This is a genomic window from Phenylobacterium glaciei, from assembly GCF_016772415.1.
GTDB lineage: Bacteria > Pseudomonadota > Alphaproteobacteria > Caulobacterales > Caulobacteraceae > Phenylobacterium > Phenylobacterium glaciei.
The window spans coordinates 2354964-2373028 of record NZ_JAGSGD010000001.1 but is presented as its reverse complement, the minus strand read 5'-3'; the positions used below and the strand labels follow the sequence as shown (position 1 = coordinate 2373028).

Below are 18065 nucleotides of genomic sequence, written 5' to 3'. Positions count from 1 at the left end.
CAAGCTTGCCCGTGATCTACTCGGCCCGCACACGGGGAACCACGCCATGGCTCGCATTAACCGCCGCGCGGTCGTGGCTGGGGTCGGGGCCAGCGCTCTGGCGGGGCCCGCCGCCGCCCTTCCGCCCATCGCGCCTGGCCGCAACAAGGTCGTCTTCATCAGCGACGTCCACATCGGCGATAACTCGCCGACGGTCTGGTATCAGAAGGACTTCCACGAGCCCTTCCTGACCGCCCTGCTGGACCACGTGATTGGCCAGGCCGAGCAGGTCCGCGAGCTGATCATCCTGGGCGACTTCATCGACTTCTGGACCTATCCGCCGCGCCGCCGGCCGCCGGCCCTGCGCGAGATCGCCGCCGCCAATCCGGCCATCTTCGGACCCAAGGGCAAGCTGGCCCAGACGCTTTCAGCTTTGAAGGGCCGGGTGACCTGGATCCCCGGCAACCACGACATGGGGATCACCCAGCGCGACGTCGACTTCCTGGTCAGCCGCGAGGGCTGGCGCATCCAGGTCCGCGACGAGGAGGCCTATTTCCCGCTGGCCCCCGACCGCCGCCTGGCCTGCTCCCACGGCCACCGCTGGACCATGTTCAACGCACCCGACCTCTCGACCCCGCTCGCGCCCCTGCCGCTGGGCCACTTCGTCACCCGTTCGGTGGCCTATATGCTGGATCGCGACCTGCCGCCGGGGCGCAGCGTGGCCAACCTGCCCGACCAGGGCGCCCCCAACGGCATCGAGCTCTCCAAGCTGGCCGGCTCCATCAATGGCTCCCTGATCGAGTCGGCCGTGAACTACGCGGTCAAGGTCACCGGCATCAGCGAGGCCGAACCGATACTGCTTCCGGATGGCCGCACCACCAACCTCGGCGAGGTGAAGCTCAACTATCGGGGCCTCTGGGCGCGCTGGGCCACCGCCGTGGGGGGCGACCTCTCCGCGGCAAAGGCGGCGGCCGCCGACGTCAACGGCCGCTACCTGGCCTGGTTCGCCCAGCGCCTGGCCCTGCAGAACGGCGCCGAGCTCGTCGTCTTCGGCCACACCCACGAACCGAAGTCGGGCCTCAAGGACGGCTTCATCAACTATGTGAACACCGGCTTCGACTGCCCCAGCCGCGCCGACATCGGGACCAAGCACCCCACCTTCATCGAGGTGGACACCACGACCCTGACGCCCCGCCTGCGCCAGGTGACCGCCGCGTCTGACGGGACCTACGCCATCGAGGACGCCTCTGCGCCGGCCGACACCCTGGTCTATGCGCCCAATTTCGACTTCTCGACCTATGTCACCGTCGACAACACGCAAGGCGCCGGCGACCTGGTTCGCCGCACCAGCGCCGAGGTCCACGGCCGCTATGTCGTTGGCCCGCCGGTGGTGATCCCCAAGGGCCACGTCACCCGCTTCTGGATTCAGGACAACGCCGGGACCCGGGGGTCCGAGGGCGTGGTCACCTACGACCGGGCCGGCGCCCCGCCGGTGGATCTGCGGTTCGGCTGCCCCACCGGCACGGTCGCCAACTTCGCCTCAGGCGCAGCCTTCCAGGCCCGCGTCGGCGGCAAGGACTGGGCGGCGCCCAACACCGCGCCGAAGTTGGGGCATCCGCTGTTCGTGCGGTTCAGCGTCTAGCGGGTCAGGTCACCCGGCCACCTCAGCCGTTCCACGCCTACTTCCGCGCCGCCAGGATGTCGTCCAGCCGCGCCGGGGTCCCGGCGATGCGCTCCAGGCGCGGGTAGCGCAGGCCGTCATGGTAGTCGAGCTTCACGGTGCGATAGCGCTCGCCCGCCTTCACCAGCAGTTCGAGGGGCTGCTTGCCGCCCTTGGCCGCGGTGACCGCGTCCTTCAACCGTTCGGCGTCGTACACCAGGCCGTTCACCGCGATCAGCTTCATCCCATCGGTCAGCCCCGCCTTGAAGGCCGGTCCCTCCCACTGCACCGCCGTGAACTCGCCGTCCTTGTTGAGGCTCAGGCCCAGGGAATAGGTGAGGTCCGTCGACTTGCGGCGGGTCTCGTCGCTCTTGGCGTAGTCGGTGGGGGTGTCGGTATAGATCAGACGGTAGCCGCCGCGCTTGAGGCCGTCCAGCGGCGCGCCGGGCCCGTGGCCGTCCAGCCGCGTGCGCAGGAAGCCCGCCCAGTCATAGGGCTGCACGGCGTTCAGGGTCCTCACCACCTCGTCGAAATCGTAGGTGAGCTGGCTCCAGTCGCCGTCGTTCACGCCGAAGAAGGCCTTGGCGAAATCGTCCAGCGATTTCTTCCCCTTCGACTGCTCGCGGATCAGGGTGTCGGCGTCGAGCCAGATCAGCTGGCCCTCGGAATAGTAGTCCTCGCTGCGCTGCCAGCTGGTCCAGGCCTGGGGGCGGCGGGCGGCGATGATCGGATCGTTGGTGGTGTCCTGCATCGCCCGCCAGGCGCGGCCCACCCGGTTGTCATAGGCCGCCGCCGTGCCGGCGAGGGCGTCCAGCGTCTCCTGCTTGGTCACCAGGCCCGAGCGCGCGCCCAGCACATAGCCCCAGTACTGATCCTGGCCCTCATAGACCCAGAGCAGGCTGGTGCGCATCGGCACATTGAAGTTGGCGGTCCACAGGTCGGCGGGCCGGCGGTACTTGCCGTTCCAGCTGTGGCTGTATTCGTGGGGCAGCAGGTTGCGGGTCGAGGGCAGCTTGTCCCAGTCGAGGAAGTAACGCGGGACCGTGCCGTTTTCACTGGAGCGTTGATGCTCCACCCCGATTCCGCCCATCCGGTCGGAGAGCGCGAGCAGCAGGTCGTAGTGGTCATAGTGGCGCGCGCCGTACAGCTTGTCGGCCTGGGCCACCATCGCCCGGTGGGCGGCGAGCTGGGCGGGCTTGACCTCCAGCAGGCTCGGATCGTCGGCCACGATGTTCAGGCTGACCCGCGAGCGGCCGCCCGGATCAAGGTCGAGCTTCTTGTAATAACGTCCCGCGAACATTGGAGAATCCATCAACGTCTCGAAGCTGACGGGCTTGAATGTCGTCACCTCTCCCGACGCGGCGGTCTCCAGCGCCGTGCCGAATGACCAACCGGCGGGCAGTCGGATGCTGGGCTCAATCTGGATCTGACGGGTGAAGTGGCCGGCGGGATAGAGCGCCAGGGCGAACCACTGGACGTTCATCATCTCCTGGGTGATTACGATCCGCCCCTGGTCGGCGTCCGTGGGCGACAGGTACTGGAACTCCAGGTCCACCGCGCTCACGCCCGCCGGGACGTCGACGTGGAAGGCCGAGATGTCCACGACATCCCGCGTCCATTCCACCGGCTTGCCGCCGGCGGTGATGGTCAGGCCCGCAAGCTTGTCGATGGGGCCGCGCGGGGCGTGGTTGCCGGGGATCCAGCTGGGATAGAGCAGGGTCAGCGGCCCGGCCTTGGCCACCGGAATGGTCTCCCGGACCCGGAAGATGCGGCGGTCGAGATCGGTGGCGTCCACCGACAGCTTCAGGACCCCGGCATAGGGTGTGTCCTGCGGCGCGACGATGGCGGCCGGCATGGCCAGGGGCTGCGGCGGGACGGGTTGGGCCAGGGCCGCGCCGGGGCTGAGCGCCAGGGCGAAGGCGGCGAGGAACGCGTGGTTCAAGGGCGGGCGGCTTTCTGAATCAGAACGGGTTTCCACCCATCCTGCGGACCGCGCGGCGCGAGGCAACCCCTGGCTTCGATCAGCCGGCCTTTGCGGAGCTCAGATAGGCGCCGTAGCCCAGGGCCTCCAGGGCCTTGCGCAGGCCGTCCTGGTCCAGCGAACCCTTGGCTGTGTTGGCCGCCGAGCCCTGGTCCTGCAGGCGATAGACGGTCCAGTCGGCCCCCTTGGGCGGGCAGGCGCCGGGCGCCAGCAGCATGTGCTTCCAACCCACCAGGGCCGGCTCGCGGCCGGGCGAGATGTCGAAGTCGCTGTCATGGAAGGCGAGGTCCATGCCCGCCGCGCGCGCCTCGCCGACGCGGTCGCTCAGCCACACGTCGAAAGCGTCGAGAATGTCCCGGGCCGAGAGCGCCCCGGCATTGGCGATTTTGCTGATCTGTTCCACGGGAATAGGCCCACTTCTGTTCACCTTCAGATTGCTGTCGCCGCGTAAATCCACAGCCAAGAATTGCGGTGAATAGGGGTTAAGCACATCGCTTGACGGCGGCGCTGCGATGGGCCGAACTCCGTGGATGCAGACCACGTTGTCGTCGGCCCTCTATCGCGATCCCGCCGCCTTTGATCGCGAGCGCCAGGGCGTGTTCGCCGCCGCCTGGCAGTTCCTGGGTCACGAGAGCGAGCTGCCCAAGGCCGGCGACTACCTGGCGGGCGATATCGCCGGTTGGCCGGTCGTGGCGGTGCGCGGCGAAGACGGGGCCGTGCGCGCCTTCCACAATGTCTGCCGCCACCGCGCCGGGCCGCTGGTGAGCGAAGGGCAGGGGACCTGCGGCAAGGAGCTGACCTGCCGCTATCACGGCTGGCGCTACGCCCTGGACGGCCGCCTGCGCAACGCCGTCGACTTCGGCGCGACGCAGGGCTTCGATCCCCGCGACTGGGGCCTGCTGCCGGTGCGCGTCGAGACCTGGCGCGGCTTCCTATTCGTCAATGTCGACGGCAAGGCCGGGCCTCTCGCCGCGCTCACCGCGCCCCTGGACCGGCTGTTCGACGAGCGCGGCATCAAGCTCGGCCCCGCCACCCTGCGCCGCGGCCACGACCTGGCCTGCAACTGGAAGACCTATGTAGAGAACTATCTGGAGGGCTACCACATCCCCATCGTCCACCCGCAACTGGCCTCCGAGCTGGAGATGGACGACTACTGGGTGAAGATGGACGGCGCCGTGGCGGTCCACGAGGCGCCCACCAAGAGCGGCGTCAATGACGGCCTCTGGGCCTGGCTGTGGCCGAACCTCGCCTTCAACGTCTACCGCTATGGCCTGATGGTGGAGCACATGCGCCCCATCGGCCACGACCGCACGCGGCTGGACTATCTGTACTTCTACGATCCGCAGACCGCCGACATGGAGTCGGTCCTCTCCGCGTCCAACACCATCACCGCCGAGGACGTGGAGATCTGCGAGGCGGTGCAGAAGAACCTCAACGCCGGGGCCTATGAGGTGGGCGTGCTGTCGCCGCGCCATGAGGACGGCGTCGCCTGGTTCCAGACCCAGCTCGCGAAGGCCCACGCATGAGCCTCAAGCGTCTTGGCCCCGTCGCCGCCATGGTGCTGGTGGCCGGCAACATGATCGGCTCGGGCATCTTCATGCTGCCCGCCACGCTGGGGACCATCGGCAGTGTCAGCCTGATCGCCTGGGGCCTGGCCAGCCTCGGCGCCCTGCTGGTGGCCCTGGTGTTCTCATTCCTCGCCCAGATCCGCCCTGAGGCCGACGGCGTGGTGGCCTATGCCGCCGAGGGTCTGCACCCGGCGGCCGGCCATGTCAGCTGGTTCGCCTATTGGCTCAACTGCTGGGTCGGCACCGTGGCCGTGGCGGTCGCCGCCACCGGATACCTCGCCTATTTCTTCCCGGTCCTGAAGGCGCCCGGCGTCTCGACCTTCGCGACCCTGGGCGTCATCTGGGGCCTGACCTTCATCAACCTGATCGGGCCCCGGGTCATGGCCCGCTACGGCGCGGCGACCCTGATCCTGGGTCTGGCGCCCATCGCGCTCGCCACCATCGCAGGGGCGCTCGCCTTCAACCCCGAGATCTTCGCCGCCTCCTGGAACGTCAGCGGCAAGCCCGACGGCGTGGTGATCACCGCGTCGGTCGCCCCGATCTTCTGGGCCTTCCTGGGCCTGGAGAGCGCCGTGGTCGCCGCCGCGGTCATCGAGAACCCCAGGCGCAACCTGCCCATCGCCACGGTCGGCGGGGTGCTGCTGGCCGCGGTGATCTACATGGCCGCCTCGGCCGCCATCATGGGCCTGGCGCCCGCAAGCGTCATGGCCGCGTCGACCGCCCCCTTCGCCGACGCCATCAAGGGTTTCGCAGGCCCCATCGCCGCCAGCGTCGTGGCCTTCTGCGCGCTGGCCAAGGCCTCGGGCACGGTGGGCGGCTGGGTGCTGGTCACCGCCGAGACCTCGCGCTCGGGCGCGGCGGCCGGCTACCTGCCCAAGATGGCCTCGGAGGTGAACCCCGACCGCAAGCCGACCCGGGATATCCTGGTGGCGGCGGCCCTGATGAGCGTGGCCACCATCGCCAGCGCCTCGCCGACCCTGGGCGCCCAGTTCACGACCCTGATCAATGTGGCGGTGATCCTGTCGATGATCCTCTACCTGCTCTGCGCCGCGGCCCTGTTGAGGCTCTCGGGCGAGATCGAGGGCCCGCGCCGCTGGGCCGCCACCGCCGCCGCTGTCCTGGGCGGCGGCTTCTGCGCCTGGGTGATCGTCACCTCCGACCACGCCCTGCGCACGCCGACCCTGCTGATCGTCGCCCTCAGCCTGGCGCTGTGGGCCGCCACGCGGTTCAGGGGCCGGCTCAAGCCCGCCTGACGCAAGGTCACGCTTTCGCCGGCTCCGGCCAGGGTCCAAGCTCCCGAAAAATGGGAGAGACGCGATGAAGGACTTCACCGGCAAGATCGCCGTGATCACCGGCGGCGGCACCGGCATGGGCCGCGAGCTCGCCCGCCAGCTGGTGGCCCAGGGCTGTCACGTGGCCATGTGCGACGTCTCTGCCACCAACATGGCCCAGACCATCACCCTGTGTCAGGGCGACCGTATCCCCCAGGGCGTGCGCATCACCGCCCATGTGGCCGACGTCTCCGACGAGGCCGCCCTCCAGCGGTTCCGGGACGAGATCAAGGACCAGCACCAGACCGATCACATCCACCTCCTATTCAACAACGCCGGCATCGCCGGCGGCGGCAGCATGGTCACCGACAGCCGCGCGGCCTGGGAGCGCACCTTCAATGTCTGCTGGGGCGGGGTCTATCTGGGGGTCCGCACCTTCCTCGACATGCTGATCGCCGCGCCCGAGGCGCACATCGTCAACACCAGCAGCGTCAACGGCTTCTGGGCCACCATCGGCCCCAACACCTCCCACACCTCCTATGCGGCGGCGAAGTTCGCGGTGAAGGGCTTCACCGAGGCCCTGGTCACCGACCTGCGGCTGACGGCGCCCCACGTGAAGGCCAGCGTGGTCATGCCCGGCCACATCGGCACCGCCATCGTCGCCAACTCCCGCAAGGTCCAGGGCCATACCGAGTCCGACGAGCTCGGCCCCGAGGAACTGGCCGCCGCCCGGTCCCGCATGACCGCCGCCGGCATGGACGTAAGCCAGGTCCCTGACGCCGCCATCCAGGCCATGGTCGCCGAAGGCGCCCGCCGCTTCCTGGAAGACGCCCCCATGACCGCCGCGGCCGCCGCCACGGTGATCCTCGACGGCGTCAAGGCCGAAACCTGGCGCATCCTGGTGGGCGACGACGCCCACATGCTCGACGAATGGGTCCGCAAGGACCCCGAGCGGGCCTATGAGCCGGCCTTCTACGAGGAATTCGTCAAGGCGGTCGGGTGGAAATTAGGCGGCTAAGAACCCTTTCCCCTCGATGGGGGAAGGGAGTGCGCTCCTCAACGTCATCCCGGACGGCCGCCAGGCCGATCCGGGACCCAGGGGCCAAGCGCACCGCCCCTGGGTCCCGGCTCTCCGCTTCGCTGCGGCCGGGATGACGTGATTGGGGAGGGCAGGGGGCCTACTTCCTCACCACCCCCACCTCATCATCCAGATAGGTCACCACCTCATCCCCAGGCCGCCGAGACCCCACCGCCAGGAAGGTCGCCGGCGCCTCCGACCGGTTCACCAGGTGGTGCCCATTGGCCACGCCCGCCGGGAAGCCCGCCGACGACCCCGCCGTCAGGACATGCTCACCATGGTCGTCGATCAGCACCAGCTCGCCGCTCAGCACGTGGACGAACTCGTCCTCGGCCGCATGCCAGTGGCGCAGGGCAGAATAGGCGCCGGGCGCCAGCGTCACCAGGTTCACCCCGAACTGGGTGATCCCCAGCGGCTTGGCCAGCCGCCCCTCCGACTGCCCGGCGAACCACTCGGGCTTGACCGCGCCCGGCCACGCCCGGTCGGCCCAATCGATCATCGCCACCTGCGACAGGTGCAGAACCTGGGTTTCCATGTCAGAGACCTCTTCGCCTCCCAGAGCGTGACAGCCTGAAGTGGACACCGGTTCAGGCGCCCGTCACGCTCGAAGTCAAAGACACCATAGCCGAGATTCCATGAGCCGCCTCTGGAGCGACCTGACCCACACGCTCTCGCCCTATGTGCCGGGTGAGCAGCCGCGCATTCCGGGCCTGATCAAGCTCAACACCAATGAGAGCCCTCTCGGCCCGTCGCCCAAGGCCCTGGCCGCCATCGCCGCGGCGGCCGCCGAATCCTTACGCCTCTACCCGGACCCCGAGGCCACCGAACTCCGCAAAACCCTGGCCGCCTATCACGGCCTCACCCCCGACCAGGTCTTCGTCGGCAACGGCTCCGACGAGGTCCTGGCCCACGCCTTCGCCGCCCTGCTGAAGCACGACGCGCCCCTGCTGTTCCCCGACATCAGCTACAGCTTCTATCCGGTCTACTGCCGCCTCTACGGCATCGAGGCCCAGACCGTCCCCCTGGACGAGGCCTTCAACATCCGCGTCGCCGACTACCGCCGCAGGGCCGGGGCCATCATCCTGCCCAACCCCAACGCGCCCACCGGCGTCGCCCTGCCGCTGGCCGACATCGAGACCCTGCTGTCCGACCACCCGGACATTCCCGTGGTGATCGACGAGGCCTATGTGGACTTCGGCGCCGACACCGCCATCCCCCTGATCGCGAAGCACGACAACCTGCTGGTGGTCCGCACCTTCTCCAAGAGCCGGGCGCTGGCGGGCCTGCGCGTCGGCTACGCGCTCGCCCACCCCGACCTCATCGCGGCCCTGACCCGCGTGAAGGACAGCTTCAACTCCTACCCCCTGGGCCGCCCCGCCCAGGCCGGCGCCATCGCCTCGGTGCAGGACGAGGCCTATTTCCGCGAGACCCTGGCCACCATCACGGCGACCCGCACCCGCATGGTGGAAGGACTCACCGCCCTGGGCTTCGAGACCCTCCCGTCCAGCGCCAACTTCGTCTTCACGAAGCACCCCGAACACAGCGGCGCGGCCCTGGCCCCGGCCCTGCGCGAGCGCGCCATCCTGGTGCGAAGGTGGGATGCGCCGAGGATCGGGGACTGGCTGAGGATCACGGTGGGGACGGAGGCGCAGACCGACAGCCTGCTGGCGGCCCTGGCGCAGATCGCTGGCTAGAACTGGTTCCAGCTCGCCTGTTCCGAGGCCTTGAGCCACTGCCCGAACTCGCCCGCCCCGGAGAAGGTGGAGTCCATGCCCGAACTCTCCACATAGCGGAACAGCCGCCCGTCCGGCGTCCGGTAGAGCTGGGCGACGATATAGTCGTCCTCGCTCTCCTCGTTTCGATAGTCGAAGCTGTCGATCGAAGCGCCGCTCTTCAGGGCGGCCTCCAACTCTTCCGGCGTCATGTCCGTCGCCATCGCACCCTCCCCAGGCCATGCCTCCGGCAGAGGGTCATACGCCGCGCGGGATCTGTAAAGCGCGGGGTCGGGCCACGGGTCAGCCGTCAGTCCACCTCCTCGCCCGTCGGCGCAGGGGGAGAGGAGGGGTGAGGGGGCGCAGCAGGGCTGCGCATCACGGCGCGGAAACAACAACGGGGCCTCAGAAAGAGCCCTCACCCGACCTCTCCTGCAAGCGGGAGAGGAGGAATGCTCTCCAACACCCCGCACATCCCGGCGAAGGCCGGGACCCAGATTCACCCCGTGCTTCCGGATTCCTGTCCCAGGTCGTGACCTATGACCTGGGCCCCGGCCTTCGCCGGGGTGAGCGGGGAGGGGGGCGCCCGTTCGTGTTATTCGTGTCGTTCGTAGTTCCAAGTCTTGCGGCCGCGAAGGCCCATCAGATTGTCGATGAACCTCACGAACCTCACGAACGCCCGCTACCCCCGCGCCTCATCCAACCCCGCCCACATCGGCCCGCAGTCCAGCATGGTCCCAGCCTCCATCGCCTGGTCGATGGCCATCACCGTCAGCCCCGCCTCCATGGCGTCGAACGGCGTGACCGGGAACGCGGTCCCCAGTTCCAGCGTCGCCAACAGGTCCCGCGCCATCGCCTGGTCCGCGCCGTTGTGAGAGTCAGCGGTGAGACCGCCATAGTCGATCCGCTCCGGCTTCTGGCGGTTCAAGGTCGGCCGGATCATCAGCCTGTTGCGCACCAGGTCGGCGATCATCGTGGCGTCGGTGCCGGCGATGTACCAGCGCCGCTCGGGCAGGCTGACGTGGCTGTTGGCATGGAAGGACAGCCGCACGCCGTTGGCGTATTCCACCATGGCGGTCTGGTGGTCGGTGACGTCCATGTCGCTCTCGAAGGCGTCGTTGGCGCCCATCCAGCCGGGGTTGGTGGCGACATAGGCCGGTGCGCCGTCGTCATAGGTCCGGGCCGCGCCCGCCCGCTCTGAGGTGAACACGCGCCGCCCGCCGAAGCTCGCCACCTTGGCGGGCCTGGCGCCCGCGATCCGCCCGAAGATATCGAAGTCGTGGCACACCTTGTCCAGCAGGTAGCTCCCGCCCCACTCGACCTTGCGCCGCCAGTTGCGGGCCAGATAGGCGCCGTGCTCCACCGGCAGGTGCTCGGTGGCGTCGATGGAGATGATCTCCCCCAGGGCGCCGGAATCCACGCGCCTGATCACCTCGCGCACGATGGGCATGGAGCGCATCACCAGGCCGATGAACAGCGGCGGCCGGCCGGGCTCGGCCAGGGCGCGGGCGAGCGCATAGGTCTCCTCCACCGTCCTGACGATCGGCTTCTCGGCGAAGATCGGATAGCCGGCCGCCATGGCCAGGCCCAGGTGGCGCATGTGCAGGTGGTTGGGCGTGCCGATCATGACCAGGTCATAGGGCCCGTCGTGCAGCAGGGCGCCGGGGGAGGGGTAGCTGACCCCCAGAGGTATCCCCGCCTCGCTAAGGATCGGCGCCCCCACCGGCCCCGGATCGACATAGGCCGCCACGTCCAGGTTCCAGCCGACCTCCTTCATGGCGGCCAGCACGTGGGCGATGCGTTGGCCCAGGCCAATGACGCCGATGCGATAGGTCTTCATGGCCGCTTTTCCCCCTGCATTCCCGCTTGGCGCACGTCGCGGAATACCGACACTATGAAGCCACAAGCAAAAACCAAAAAACACCGGGACGAAACATGCACTACGCGGAACTCAAGCAGGCCTGGTCCGAGCTGACGGCGCCCGGACAGCCCTTCGAGATCGAGGAGATCGAGGTCCGCGGGAACACCATCCGCAACTTCAAGCACGCCCCGCCCAACATCCGCGCCGTCTGGCTGTCCACCGTCGCCTTCGCCGACCGCGACTACCTGGTCTATGACGACGAGCGCATCACCTATGGGCAGGCCCACACGCGGGTGAACGCCATCGCCGCCTGGCTCTGGGCCGAGGGCGTGCGGCCGGGCGACCGGGTGGCCATCGCCATGCGCAACTATCCCGAATGGATGCTGCTCTACTGGGCCTGCGTCTGCATCGGCGTTGCCGCCGTCGGCATGAACGCCTGGTGGGTCACCGAGGAGCTGGAATACGCCCTGAAGGACTCGAGCCCCAAGGTGGTGTTCTGTGACGAGGAACGCCTCGCCCGGATCCTGGAGCGCCCGGCCATGGCGGAGGGCGCCCGCCTGGTCGTCACCCGCATGGAGGGTCCCCCGGAAGGCGTCCTGCCGTTCTCCGAGGTGCTGGTGCGCGGCGGCGACATGCCCGACGTCCAGGTCGATCCCGACGCCGACGCCTGCATCTTCTACACCTCGGGCACCACGGGCTTCCCCAAGGGGGCCCAGCTTACCCATCGCGGCTGCGTCGCCAACCTGATGAACATGGGCTTCTCCGGCCAGGTCCAGGGCCTGGCCACCCTGCGCGCCAACGGTATCGACCCGGCCAGCGTGCCCGCGCCCAACCCGCCTGTGGCCCTGCTGACCACGCCGCTGTTCCACGTCACCGCCAACAACTGCGGCGCCTACGCGGTCACCGCGGGCGGCGGCAAGATGGTGCTGATGTACAAGTGGGACGCGGGCGAAGCCCTGCGCCTGATCGAGAAGGAAAAGGTCAGCGCCATGTCCGGCGTGCCGGTGATGAGCCGCGAAGTTTTGACCCACCCCGACTTCGCCACCACCGACACCTCCAGCCTGCTCAGCCTCGGCGGCGGCGGCGCCCAACTCCAGCCCGACCTGGTGGCCAAGATCGACAAGGAGGTCGCCACCGCGCGGCCCAACACCGGCTACGGCATGACCGAGACCTGCGGGATCATCACCTCCATCGCCGCCGACTTTTTCGTCGACAAGCCCGAGAGCTGCGGCCCGGCCATGCCCACCTTCGAGGCCCGCTGCGTGGACGACGACGGCCAGACCGTGCCGCCGGGCCATGTGGGCGAGCTCTGGGTCAAGGGGGCGCCGGTGATCAAGGGCTACCTCAACCGCCCCGACGCGACGGCCGAGAGCATCACCAACGGCTGGCTGCACACCGGCGACGTCGCCCGCATCGACGAGGACGGCTTCATCTTCATCGTCGACCGCAAGAAGGACATGGTCCTGCGCGGCGGCGAGAACGTCTACTGCGCCGAGGTCGAGGCCACCGCATACCGCCACCCCGCCGTCGCCGAGTGCTGCGTGTTCGGCGTCCCCGACGACCGGCTGGGGGAGGAGGTCGGCGCCGCGGTTCTGCTGCGTCCCGGCCACACCCTCACCGCCGACGAACTGCGCGCCCACTGCGCCGCCCTGGCCGCCCGCCACAAGGCCCCCCGCTACGTCTGGTTCCTCGACGAAGCCATCCCCCGCAACGCCTCCGGCAAGTTCCTCAAGCGCGCCCTGCGCGAGAGCCTGAAGGTCGAAGACGCGGGGTAGAGAGGAGCAGGGTCGGATGAGGGGGCGAACGGCCTGCTCAATTCCGCTCATCCCGGCGAAGGCCGGGACCCAGGTGAAACCCCCTCCGTCGTCAGCAAGAGACCGAGGTTCACCGCCATCGGTTCGGGATGCATCTGGGCCCCGGCCTTCGCCGGGGTGAGCGGATGGGTATTCAACTCCCTACCCGCCTCACATACCCGTGCTATCCTCCTCACAAACCCGGAGGAGCCCCCATGAAACCGACCTTCGCCATCCTCGCCGCCATCGCGACGCTGACCGCCGCGCCGGCCTTGGCCGCTGGCGTCCCCGCCAACATCACGGCCGCGCTGGCCGCGCCGTCGCGCCCCGCCGCCGACACCGCCCGCGACGCGGCCCGCAAGCCCGGCGACCTGCTGGCCTTCACCGGGGTGAAGACCGGCGACAAGGTGGTCGATCTGATCATGGGCGGCGGCTACTTCACCCGCATCCTGTCGGGCGCCGTCGGCCCCACCGGCCACGTCTACGCCTACCAGCCCGCCGAATTCGTCGGCTTCTCCGCCGACTACGGCAAGGCGCTGAAGGACGTGGCGGCGGCCTATCCCAATGTCACGCCGCTGGGCGCGGCCTTCTCCGCCCTGGACCTGCCCGACGGCCTGGACCTGGTGTTCACCGTCCAGAACTACCACGACATGCACCTCAAGCCCTTCGCGGCCGACACCGCCGCCAAGGTCAACGCCGAGATCTTCAAGTCCCTGAAAAAAGGCGGGGTCTATCTGGTGGTCGACCACGCCGCCCTGCCGGGGACCGGGATCGCGCCGGCCGACACCCTGCACCGCATCGACATCGCCGCGGTGAAGTCCGAGGTCGAGGCCGCCGGCTTCAAGCTGGAAGCGCAAAGCCCGATGCTGGCCGCGCCGGCCGATCCCCACACCGCCAACGTCTTCGACCCGTCGATCCGCGGCAAGACCGACCAGTTCATCCTGAAGTTCAGGAAGCCGAAATAGGGGAGCTCCGCCAGAGGCTCGCCCGGGGGTTCCCCATATCGGGTTGGGTCGCGCGCGCGCCGGCTTGTCCGGGCGGTCGGGCGAGTCCACAGTTTGCCGGAAAGCCTGGGGAGCAGACATGCAACGGAACCTTCGCGGCCTTGGCCTGGCGGCCCTTCTGACGGCGCCGCTCGCCACGGCCGCTCACGCGCAGCCCCCTGTGCCCGCCTCCTGTCTGGCGCTGAAGTCAGGCGCCGAGGCCGCGCTGGGGACCCATTCGACGGCGGCCCTGGCGGCGGTTTCCTATCCAGGCCAGGCCGATGCGCCGGGCTGCCTGATCACCTTCACCGGAACCGGCGCGGTGTTCGGCGCCAGCTTCCAGGCCGTCGCGGCCAAGCTCGACACCATGATGCAGGGCCGGGGCTGGACCTCGGACCCCAATGCCGAGGCCGATGGCCCCACGGGGACGGCGCTCGGCTACCACAAGACCGGCCAGGCCGTGGCGGTGAGCGTCGACTACGCCACGGCCAAGGGCGTCTGCCGTGAGGACGCGCCGGTGGCCAGCTGCCATCCGACCCCGACCCAGATGAAATACACGATCACCCTGGGCCTGACGCCCGCCTCCTGACGCGCGCCAGACCAACCGGAGCCCTGACCATGAAGCGCCTTCTGATCGCCGCCGCCTTCGCCCTGCTGACCACCTCCAGCGCCTCGGCCATGGGCGGGGCGGGGATCATCCTGGATCCCAAGTGCCTGTCGGACGCCGCCTGGGCCGTGGACCCCACCGCCGGACCCATCAAGTTCTTCGGCTGCCGGCCGGCCTCGGAAATCCCGGCCCCCGACGCCGACGGCTTCACCACCTACACCAAGCCGATGGTCAACGGGACCGACGGCGGCTTCACCCGAGTGAAGCTCATCACCCTGAAGCAGCCCAACATCGTGGTCTTCAACGTGCAGGACAACGGCGGCGGCAGCGGCACCATGTCGGTGACGGTCACCGGCGTGCCCGGCCCGAACGGGGTCATGGAAACCTCCGGCCTGACGGCGCAGTGATGGGGCCCCTGATCCTGGCCGCCGGCCTCGCCCTGACCCTGCAGGGCATCTCCGCGCCCGACTATGAGGGCATCGCCCGCGACAGCCTCGGGGCCTGGTCCTTCACCTCCGGCAAGATCGAGGGCAAGGGGTCGGTGAAGACCACCTCGGTGGGGACCCTGTTCGACACGCCCACCCCCTTCAACGGCAACCCGACCCCGGTGGCCTGGGCCACCCACACCGTGGTCTTCGACTGCCAGGCCAAGACCGCGACCTTCCTCAGCGGCGCCAACTACGCCGTCGGCGGCGCCCTGATCAACGCCGCGCAGCCTGCGCCGGCCGCGCCCTGGACCGACTACACCAGCGGCTTCCGGGCGGTGGCCGCCGAGGTCTGTGCGATGCCGCAGCCCTAAGCGGGCGGCGGCGGCGCGGACGCTGTTTCCTGGCCGCCCAGGATCGCGGTCGCCGCCAGGGTCGTCAGAAATAGCCCTGGCGCTTCTTCGATTCGAGAGAGGCTCCGTCGTCGGTGTCGATCAGCCGCCCCTGACGTTCGGAGTGGCGCGCCGCCAGGGTCTCGGCCAGCACCTCGCGCAGGGTCGTGGCCGCGGACTCGATGGCGCCCGTCACCGGCCAGCACCCCACGGTGCGGAATCGAACCTGGCGAGACTCCGAGGCCTCGCCCGGGGCGAAGGGGTAGCGGTCATCATCCACCACCAGCAGCGCGCCGTCGCGGATCACCGTGGCCCGGGCCGCAGCGAAGTACAGCGGCGCCAGGGGCAGCCGCCGCGCCCAGATGTAGGTCCAGATGTCGGATTCCGTCCAGTTGGAGAGCGGAAACACCCGTGCCGTCTGACCCTGGGAAAGCCGCGCATTGTAGAGGCTCCACAGTTCCGGCCGCTGGCTCCTGGGCTCCCAGCCGTGACCCGGCGAACGGATGGAGACCACCCGTTCCTTGGCGCGGGTCTTCTCCTCGTCCCTCCGGGCGCCGCCAAAGATGACGTCGCAGCCCAGCTCATCCAACGCCGCCTTCAGCGGAACGGTGCGCATGAGATCGGTGTAGAGGGCCGAGCCGTGCACGAAGGGGCTGATCCCCTTGGCCAGGCCGTCCTCATTGCGCCGGACCAGCAACTCGAACCCCCAGTCCCGCGCCAGCTTGTCGCGGAACACCAAGGTCTCGGCGAACTCAAAGGTCGAGTCGATGTGCAACAGCGGCATCGGCGGCGCTGAGGGGTGGAAGGCCGCCACCGCCAGTCGGGCCAGGACGGTCGAGTCCTTGCCGCCTGAGAACAGCAGCACCGGTCGGCGCGCATCCGCCGTCGCCTCCCGCAGGATATGGATCGCCTCGCTCTCCAAACGCTGGAGGTGGGGTGGCAGACGGTCAGGAGCCATGGTCGGCGTCCCGCACGACACAGAACCGCACCTGCGGATCTGCGGCGTAGATGTCATCCATCCTCCGCTGCATCGCCTCAGCTTCCGCGCGAGCGCAGAACGGACCAAAGACCTCCGACCACTGGCGCCGCTGTAAGGTGGCGTCGAGGTGCTTGCCCCCGATCACCCAGTAGCGGTCAGGTGACGCCTCAACCTGGGGCATATTCATCTTCGGCCTACTGACCCTGGCCAAGGCTGAAGCCCGGCTCGCCGTCGAAGGTGCAGAGGTGCTCGGTCTTGATGAAATCCACCCCAGCCTCCGCCGCCCGGTGGCTCAGGGCCACGATCTCGCTCAGCGCCACCGGGCCGCCGCCGTTCATGAACCGGCAGCGCCAATGGTCGGTGCAGAAGGTCTCCGGCATGCCGCCGGGCCAGACCTTCACCCCACGATTGGTGATCATCTTCAGCTCCAGAGGGCCTCCGGCGATCGCCTGGAGCTGCTGGGCCAGGTCCTGCGGCCCACCGCGCCACTGCACGAACAGGTCCACGCCGATCGTCTCCTTGCGGGCTGGCGGTCGCCGGGGCGGCGCGGCGATCGCCATGGGGGCATTGGCGCCATAGCGGACCACCGGCAGGGTCTTGGGCTCCTGACCCAGCCGGGCGATCACGGCCTCGGCGAAGGCCTTCGTCCCCACCAGGGCCTTGGAGCGCCCGGCCTTGTAGACATCGGCGGTGTGGATCCCGTCTTCCAGGGTCGCCAGCCAGGCATTGTGGATGCGCTCGGCCACCGGGGACTGGCCCAGATGGTTCAGCATCATCACCCCGGCCAGCAGCACGCCGGAGGGATTGGCCTTGTCCTGGCCCGCCAGATCCGGCGCCGAGCCATGGATCGCCTCGAACATCGAGACCTGGTCGCCGATATTGGCCGATCCCGCCAAGCCCACCGAGCCGGCCACCTGGGCGGCGATGTCCGACAGGATGTCGCCATAGAGGTTCAGCGTGACGATGACGTCGAAGTCCTCGGGGGTGTCGGCGAGCCGCGCGGCCCCGATGTCGATGATGGCGTGGTGCTTTTCGAGCTCGGGATAGTCCTGGCCGATTTCGTCAAACACCTTGTGAAACAGACCGTCGGTCAGCTTCATGATGTTGTCCTTGGTCAGGCAGGTGACCTTCCTGCGGCCGTTGGCCCGCGCATATTCAAAGGCATAGCGCACGATCCGCTCGCAGCCGGGCCGGCTCACCAGCTTCAGGCACTGGAACACCTCGTCGGTCTGCCGGTGCTCGATCCCGGCATAGAGGTCTTCCTCGTTCTCCCGGATGATCACCAGATCCATCTTCGGGTGCCGTGTCTCCACGAAAGGGGCGTAGGCCACACAGGGGCGGACGTTGGCGTAGAGTCCAAGGGTCTTGCGCACCGTGACGTTCAGCGACTTGAACCCTCCGCCCTGGGGGGTGCTGATCGGGGCCTTGTAGAAGACCCTGGTGCGCCTCAGGCTGTCCCAGGTCTCGGCGGTGATGCCTGAGCTGTGTCCCTGCAGATAGACCGCCTCGCCGATCTCGACGGTCTCGATCTCCAGCTGGGCGCCCGCCGCCTCCAGCACCCTCAGGCTGGCGGCCATGATCTCCGGGCCGATGCCGTCACCATGGGCCACGGTGATCGGGGACTTCAGGTTTATCGGGCTCATGGGTCAACTCCGCAGGGGTCTGGCTCCAGCCGACTTAGCGCCGGCGGCGACGCCTCGGTGGTTGATTGTGGTCATCCTCATCATATGGGTTGCTCATCATTGACCGGGAGACATACGATCATATCAATCGTGA

General features: G+C 68.8%; 18 protein-coding genes and 1 pseudogene. 11 read left to right on the top strand and 8 right to left on the bottom strand.

Features of this window, described 5'->3' with window-relative positions:
- Positions 1-46 precede the first annotated feature (46 nt).
- A complete protein-coding gene (locus JKL49_RS11575) occupies positions 47-1621 on the top strand; it encodes a metallophosphoesterase (protein ID WP_215340742.1) in 1575 nt (524 codons plus the stop codon).
- 37 nt (positions 1622-1658) lie between these two features.
- On the opposite strand, the gene JKL49_RS11570 is transcribed toward JKL49_RS11575, so the two are convergent.
- Both JKL49_RS11570 and JKL49_RS11565 read right to left on the bottom strand, forming a co-directional pair.
- Complete coding sequence (locus JKL49_RS11570) at positions 1659-3581, bottom strand: M61 family metallopeptidase (RefSeq protein WP_249778077.1); 1923 nt, start codon at positions 3579-3581, stop codon at positions 1659-1661.
- Between the two features lie 79 nt (positions 3582-3660).
- Complete coding sequence (locus tag JKL49_RS11565; protein ID WP_215340732.1) at positions 3661-4023, bottom strand: hypothetical protein; 363 nt, start codon at positions 4021-4023, stop codon at positions 3661-3663.
- 127 nt (positions 4024-4150) lie between these two features.
- On the opposite strand from JKL49_RS11565, the gene JKL49_RS11560 reads away from it, so the two are divergent.
- The 4 genes and pseudogenes from JKL49_RS11560 to JKL49_RS21405 all read left to right on the top strand — a co-directional run.
- A complete protein-coding gene (locus tag JKL49_RS11560) occupies positions 4151-5146 on the top strand; it encodes an aromatic ring-hydroxylating oxygenase subunit alpha (protein WP_249778076.1) in 996 nt (331 codons plus the stop codon).
- Positions 5143-6441, top strand: coding sequence for an amino acid permease (locus tag JKL49_RS11555; protein ID WP_215340722.1), 1299 nt, complete (start codon positions 5143-5145; stop codon positions 6439-6441). Before JKL49_RS11560 ends, JKL49_RS11555 begins: the two co-directional genes overlap by 4 nt.
- A 64-nt stretch (positions 6442-6505) precedes the next feature.
- Complete coding sequence (locus JKL49_RS11550) at positions 6506-7477, top strand: SDR family NAD(P)-dependent oxidoreductase (protein ID WP_215340720.1); 972 nt, start codon at positions 6506-6508, stop codon at positions 7475-7477.
- 16 nt (positions 7478-7493) lie between these two features.
- Positions 7494-7616: pseudogene (locus tag JKL49_RS21405) on the top strand (hypothetical protein); the annotation flags it as partial.
- A gap of 21 nt (positions 7617-7637) precedes the next feature.
- Here JKL49_RS21405 and JKL49_RS11545 read toward each other — a convergent pair.
- On the bottom strand, positions 7638-8072 hold the full coding sequence (locus JKL49_RS11545; RefSeq protein WP_249778075.1) for a cupin domain-containing protein: 435 nt from the start codon (positions 8070-8072) through the stop codon (positions 7638-7640).
- Positions 8073-8172: 100 nt separating this feature from the next.
- Here JKL49_RS11545 and hisC point away from each other — a divergent pair, with 100 nt between their 5' ends.
- Positions 8173-9231 (top strand): histidinol-phosphate transaminase, encoded by a 1059-nt coding sequence (hisC, locus tag JKL49_RS11540; RefSeq protein WP_215340713.1) that lies wholly within the window; start codon positions 8173-8175, stop codon positions 9229-9231.
- Here hisC and JKL49_RS11535 read toward each other — a convergent pair.
- Both JKL49_RS11535 and JKL49_RS11530 read right to left on the bottom strand, forming a co-directional pair.
- On the bottom strand, positions 9228-9473 hold the full coding sequence (locus tag JKL49_RS11535) for an MDR/zinc-dependent alcohol dehydrogenase-like family protein (RefSeq protein WP_215340711.1): 246 nt from the start codon (positions 9471-9473) through the stop codon (positions 9228-9230). The two genes, hisC and JKL49_RS11535, sit on opposite strands and share 4 nt — an antisense overlap.
- A gap of 458 nt (positions 9474-9931) precedes the next feature.
- Positions 9932-11089 (bottom strand): Gfo/Idh/MocA family protein, encoded by a 1158-nt coding sequence (locus tag JKL49_RS11530; protein WP_215340710.1) that lies wholly within the window; start codon positions 11087-11089, stop codon positions 9932-9934.
- Positions 11090-11184: 95 nt separating this feature from the next.
- Here JKL49_RS11530 and JKL49_RS11525 point away from each other — a divergent pair, with 95 nt between their 5' ends.
- From JKL49_RS11525 to JKL49_RS11505, 5 genes are all read left to right on the top strand, one after another.
- Positions 11185-12885, top strand: a complete 1701-nt coding sequence (locus JKL49_RS11525) for a class I adenylate-forming enzyme family protein (RefSeq protein WP_215340708.1) — start codon at positions 11185-11187, stop codon at positions 12883-12885.
- A gap of 233 nt (positions 12886-13118) precedes the next feature.
- Complete coding sequence (locus JKL49_RS11520; protein WP_215340706.1) at positions 13119-13868, top strand: class I SAM-dependent methyltransferase; 750 nt, start codon at positions 13119-13121, stop codon at positions 13866-13868.
- A gap of 118 nt (positions 13869-13986) precedes the next feature.
- Positions 13987-14475 carry a hypothetical protein gene (locus tag JKL49_RS11515; protein ID WP_215340704.1) on the top strand — a complete coding sequence of 163 codons (489 nt, stop codon included), beginning with the start codon at positions 13987-13989 and terminating at the stop codon, positions 14473-14475.
- A gap of 29 nt (positions 14476-14504) precedes the next feature.
- The gene (locus JKL49_RS21200) at positions 14505-14900 is read left to right on the top strand and encodes a hypothetical protein (RefSeq protein ID WP_215340702.1); all 396 of its coding nucleotides are present in this window, start codon (positions 14505-14507) and stop codon (positions 14898-14900) included.
- Positions 14900-15292: a hypothetical protein gene (locus tag JKL49_RS11505; protein WP_215340700.1), complete on the top strand. Its 393-nt coding sequence runs from the start codon at positions 14900-14902 to the stop codon at positions 15290-15292. Before JKL49_RS21200 ends, JKL49_RS11505 begins: the two co-directional genes overlap by 1 nt.
- 64 nt (positions 15293-15356) lie before the next feature.
- On the opposite strand, the gene cysD is transcribed toward JKL49_RS11505, so the two are convergent.
- Genes cysD through JKL49_RS11490 form a run of 3 tightly spaced genes read right to left on the bottom strand, consistent with a single transcriptional unit; the run spans position 15357 to position 17932 of the window.
- Positions 15357-16268, bottom strand: coding sequence for a sulfate adenylyltransferase subunit CysD (gene cysD, locus JKL49_RS11500; protein WP_215340698.1), 912 nt, complete (start codon positions 16266-16268; stop codon positions 15357-15359).
- Complete coding sequence (locus JKL49_RS11495) at positions 16258-16470, bottom strand: hypothetical protein (RefSeq protein WP_215340689.1); 213 nt, start codon at positions 16468-16470, stop codon at positions 16258-16260. Before JKL49_RS11495 ends, cysD begins: the two co-directional genes overlap by 11 nt.
- Before the next feature lie 13 nt (positions 16471-16483).
- Positions 16484-17932, bottom strand: a complete 1449-nt coding sequence (locus JKL49_RS11490) for an NADP-dependent isocitrate dehydrogenase (RefSeq protein ID WP_215340687.1) — start codon at positions 17930-17932, stop codon at positions 16484-16486.
- Positions 17933-18065: the final 133 nt, after the last annotated feature.

Coding starts and splice junctions, on each gene's coding strand:
- JKL49_RS11575 (WP_215340742.1), top strand. CDS start 47: ATGGCTCGCATTAACCGCCGCGCGGTCGTGGCTGGGGTCGGGGCCAGC.
- JKL49_RS11560 (WP_249778076.1), top strand. CDS start 4,151: ATGCAGACCACGTTGTCGTCGGCCCTCTATCGCGATCCCGCCGCCTTT.
- JKL49_RS11555 (WP_215340722.1), top strand. CDS start 5,143: ATGAGCCTCAAGCGTCTTGGCCCCGTCGCCGCCATGGTGCTGGTGGCC.
- JKL49_RS11550 (WP_215340720.1), top strand. CDS start 6,506: ATGAAGGACTTCACCGGCAAGATCGCCGTGATCACCGGCGGCGGCACC.
- JKL49_RS11545 (WP_249778075.1), bottom strand. CDS start 8,072: ATGGAAACCCAGGTTCTGCACCTGTCGCAGGTGGCGATGATCGATTGG.
- hisC (WP_215340713.1), top strand. CDS start 8,173: ATGAGCCGCCTCTGGAGCGACCTGACCCACACGCTCTCGCCCTATGTG.
- JKL49_RS11535 (WP_215340711.1), bottom strand. CDS start 9,473: ATGGCGACGGACATGACGCCGGAAGAGTTGGAGGCCGCCCTGAAGAGC.
- JKL49_RS11530 (WP_215340710.1), bottom strand. CDS start 11,089: ATGAAGACCTATCGCATCGGCGTCATTGGCCTGGGCCAACGCATCGCC.
- JKL49_RS11525 (WP_215340708.1), top strand. CDS start 11,185: ATGCACTACGCGGAACTCAAGCAGGCCTGGTCCGAGCTGACGGCGCCC.
- JKL49_RS11520 (WP_215340706.1), top strand. CDS start 13,119: ATGAAACCGACCTTCGCCATCCTCGCCGCCATCGCGACGCTGACCGCC.
- JKL49_RS11515 (WP_215340704.1), top strand. CDS start 13,987: ATGCAACGGAACCTTCGCGGCCTTGGCCTGGCGGCCCTTCTGACGGCG.
- JKL49_RS21200 (WP_215340702.1), top strand. CDS start 14,505: ATGAAGCGCCTTCTGATCGCCGCCGCCTTCGCCCTGCTGACCACCTCC.
- JKL49_RS11505 (WP_215340700.1), top strand. CDS start 14,900: ATGGGGCCCCTGATCCTGGCCGCCGGCCTCGCCCTGACCCTGCAGGGC.
- cysD (WP_215340698.1), bottom strand. CDS start 16,268: ATGGCTCCTGACCGTCTGCCACCCCACCTCCAGCGTTTGGAGAGCGAG.
- JKL49_RS11495 (WP_215340689.1), bottom strand. CDS start 16,470: ATGCCCCAGGTTGAGGCGTCACCTGACCGCTACTGGGTGATCGGGGGC.
- JKL49_RS11490 (WP_215340687.1), bottom strand. CDS start 17,932: ATGAGCCCGATAAACCTGAAGTCCCCGATCACCGTGGCCCATGGTGAC.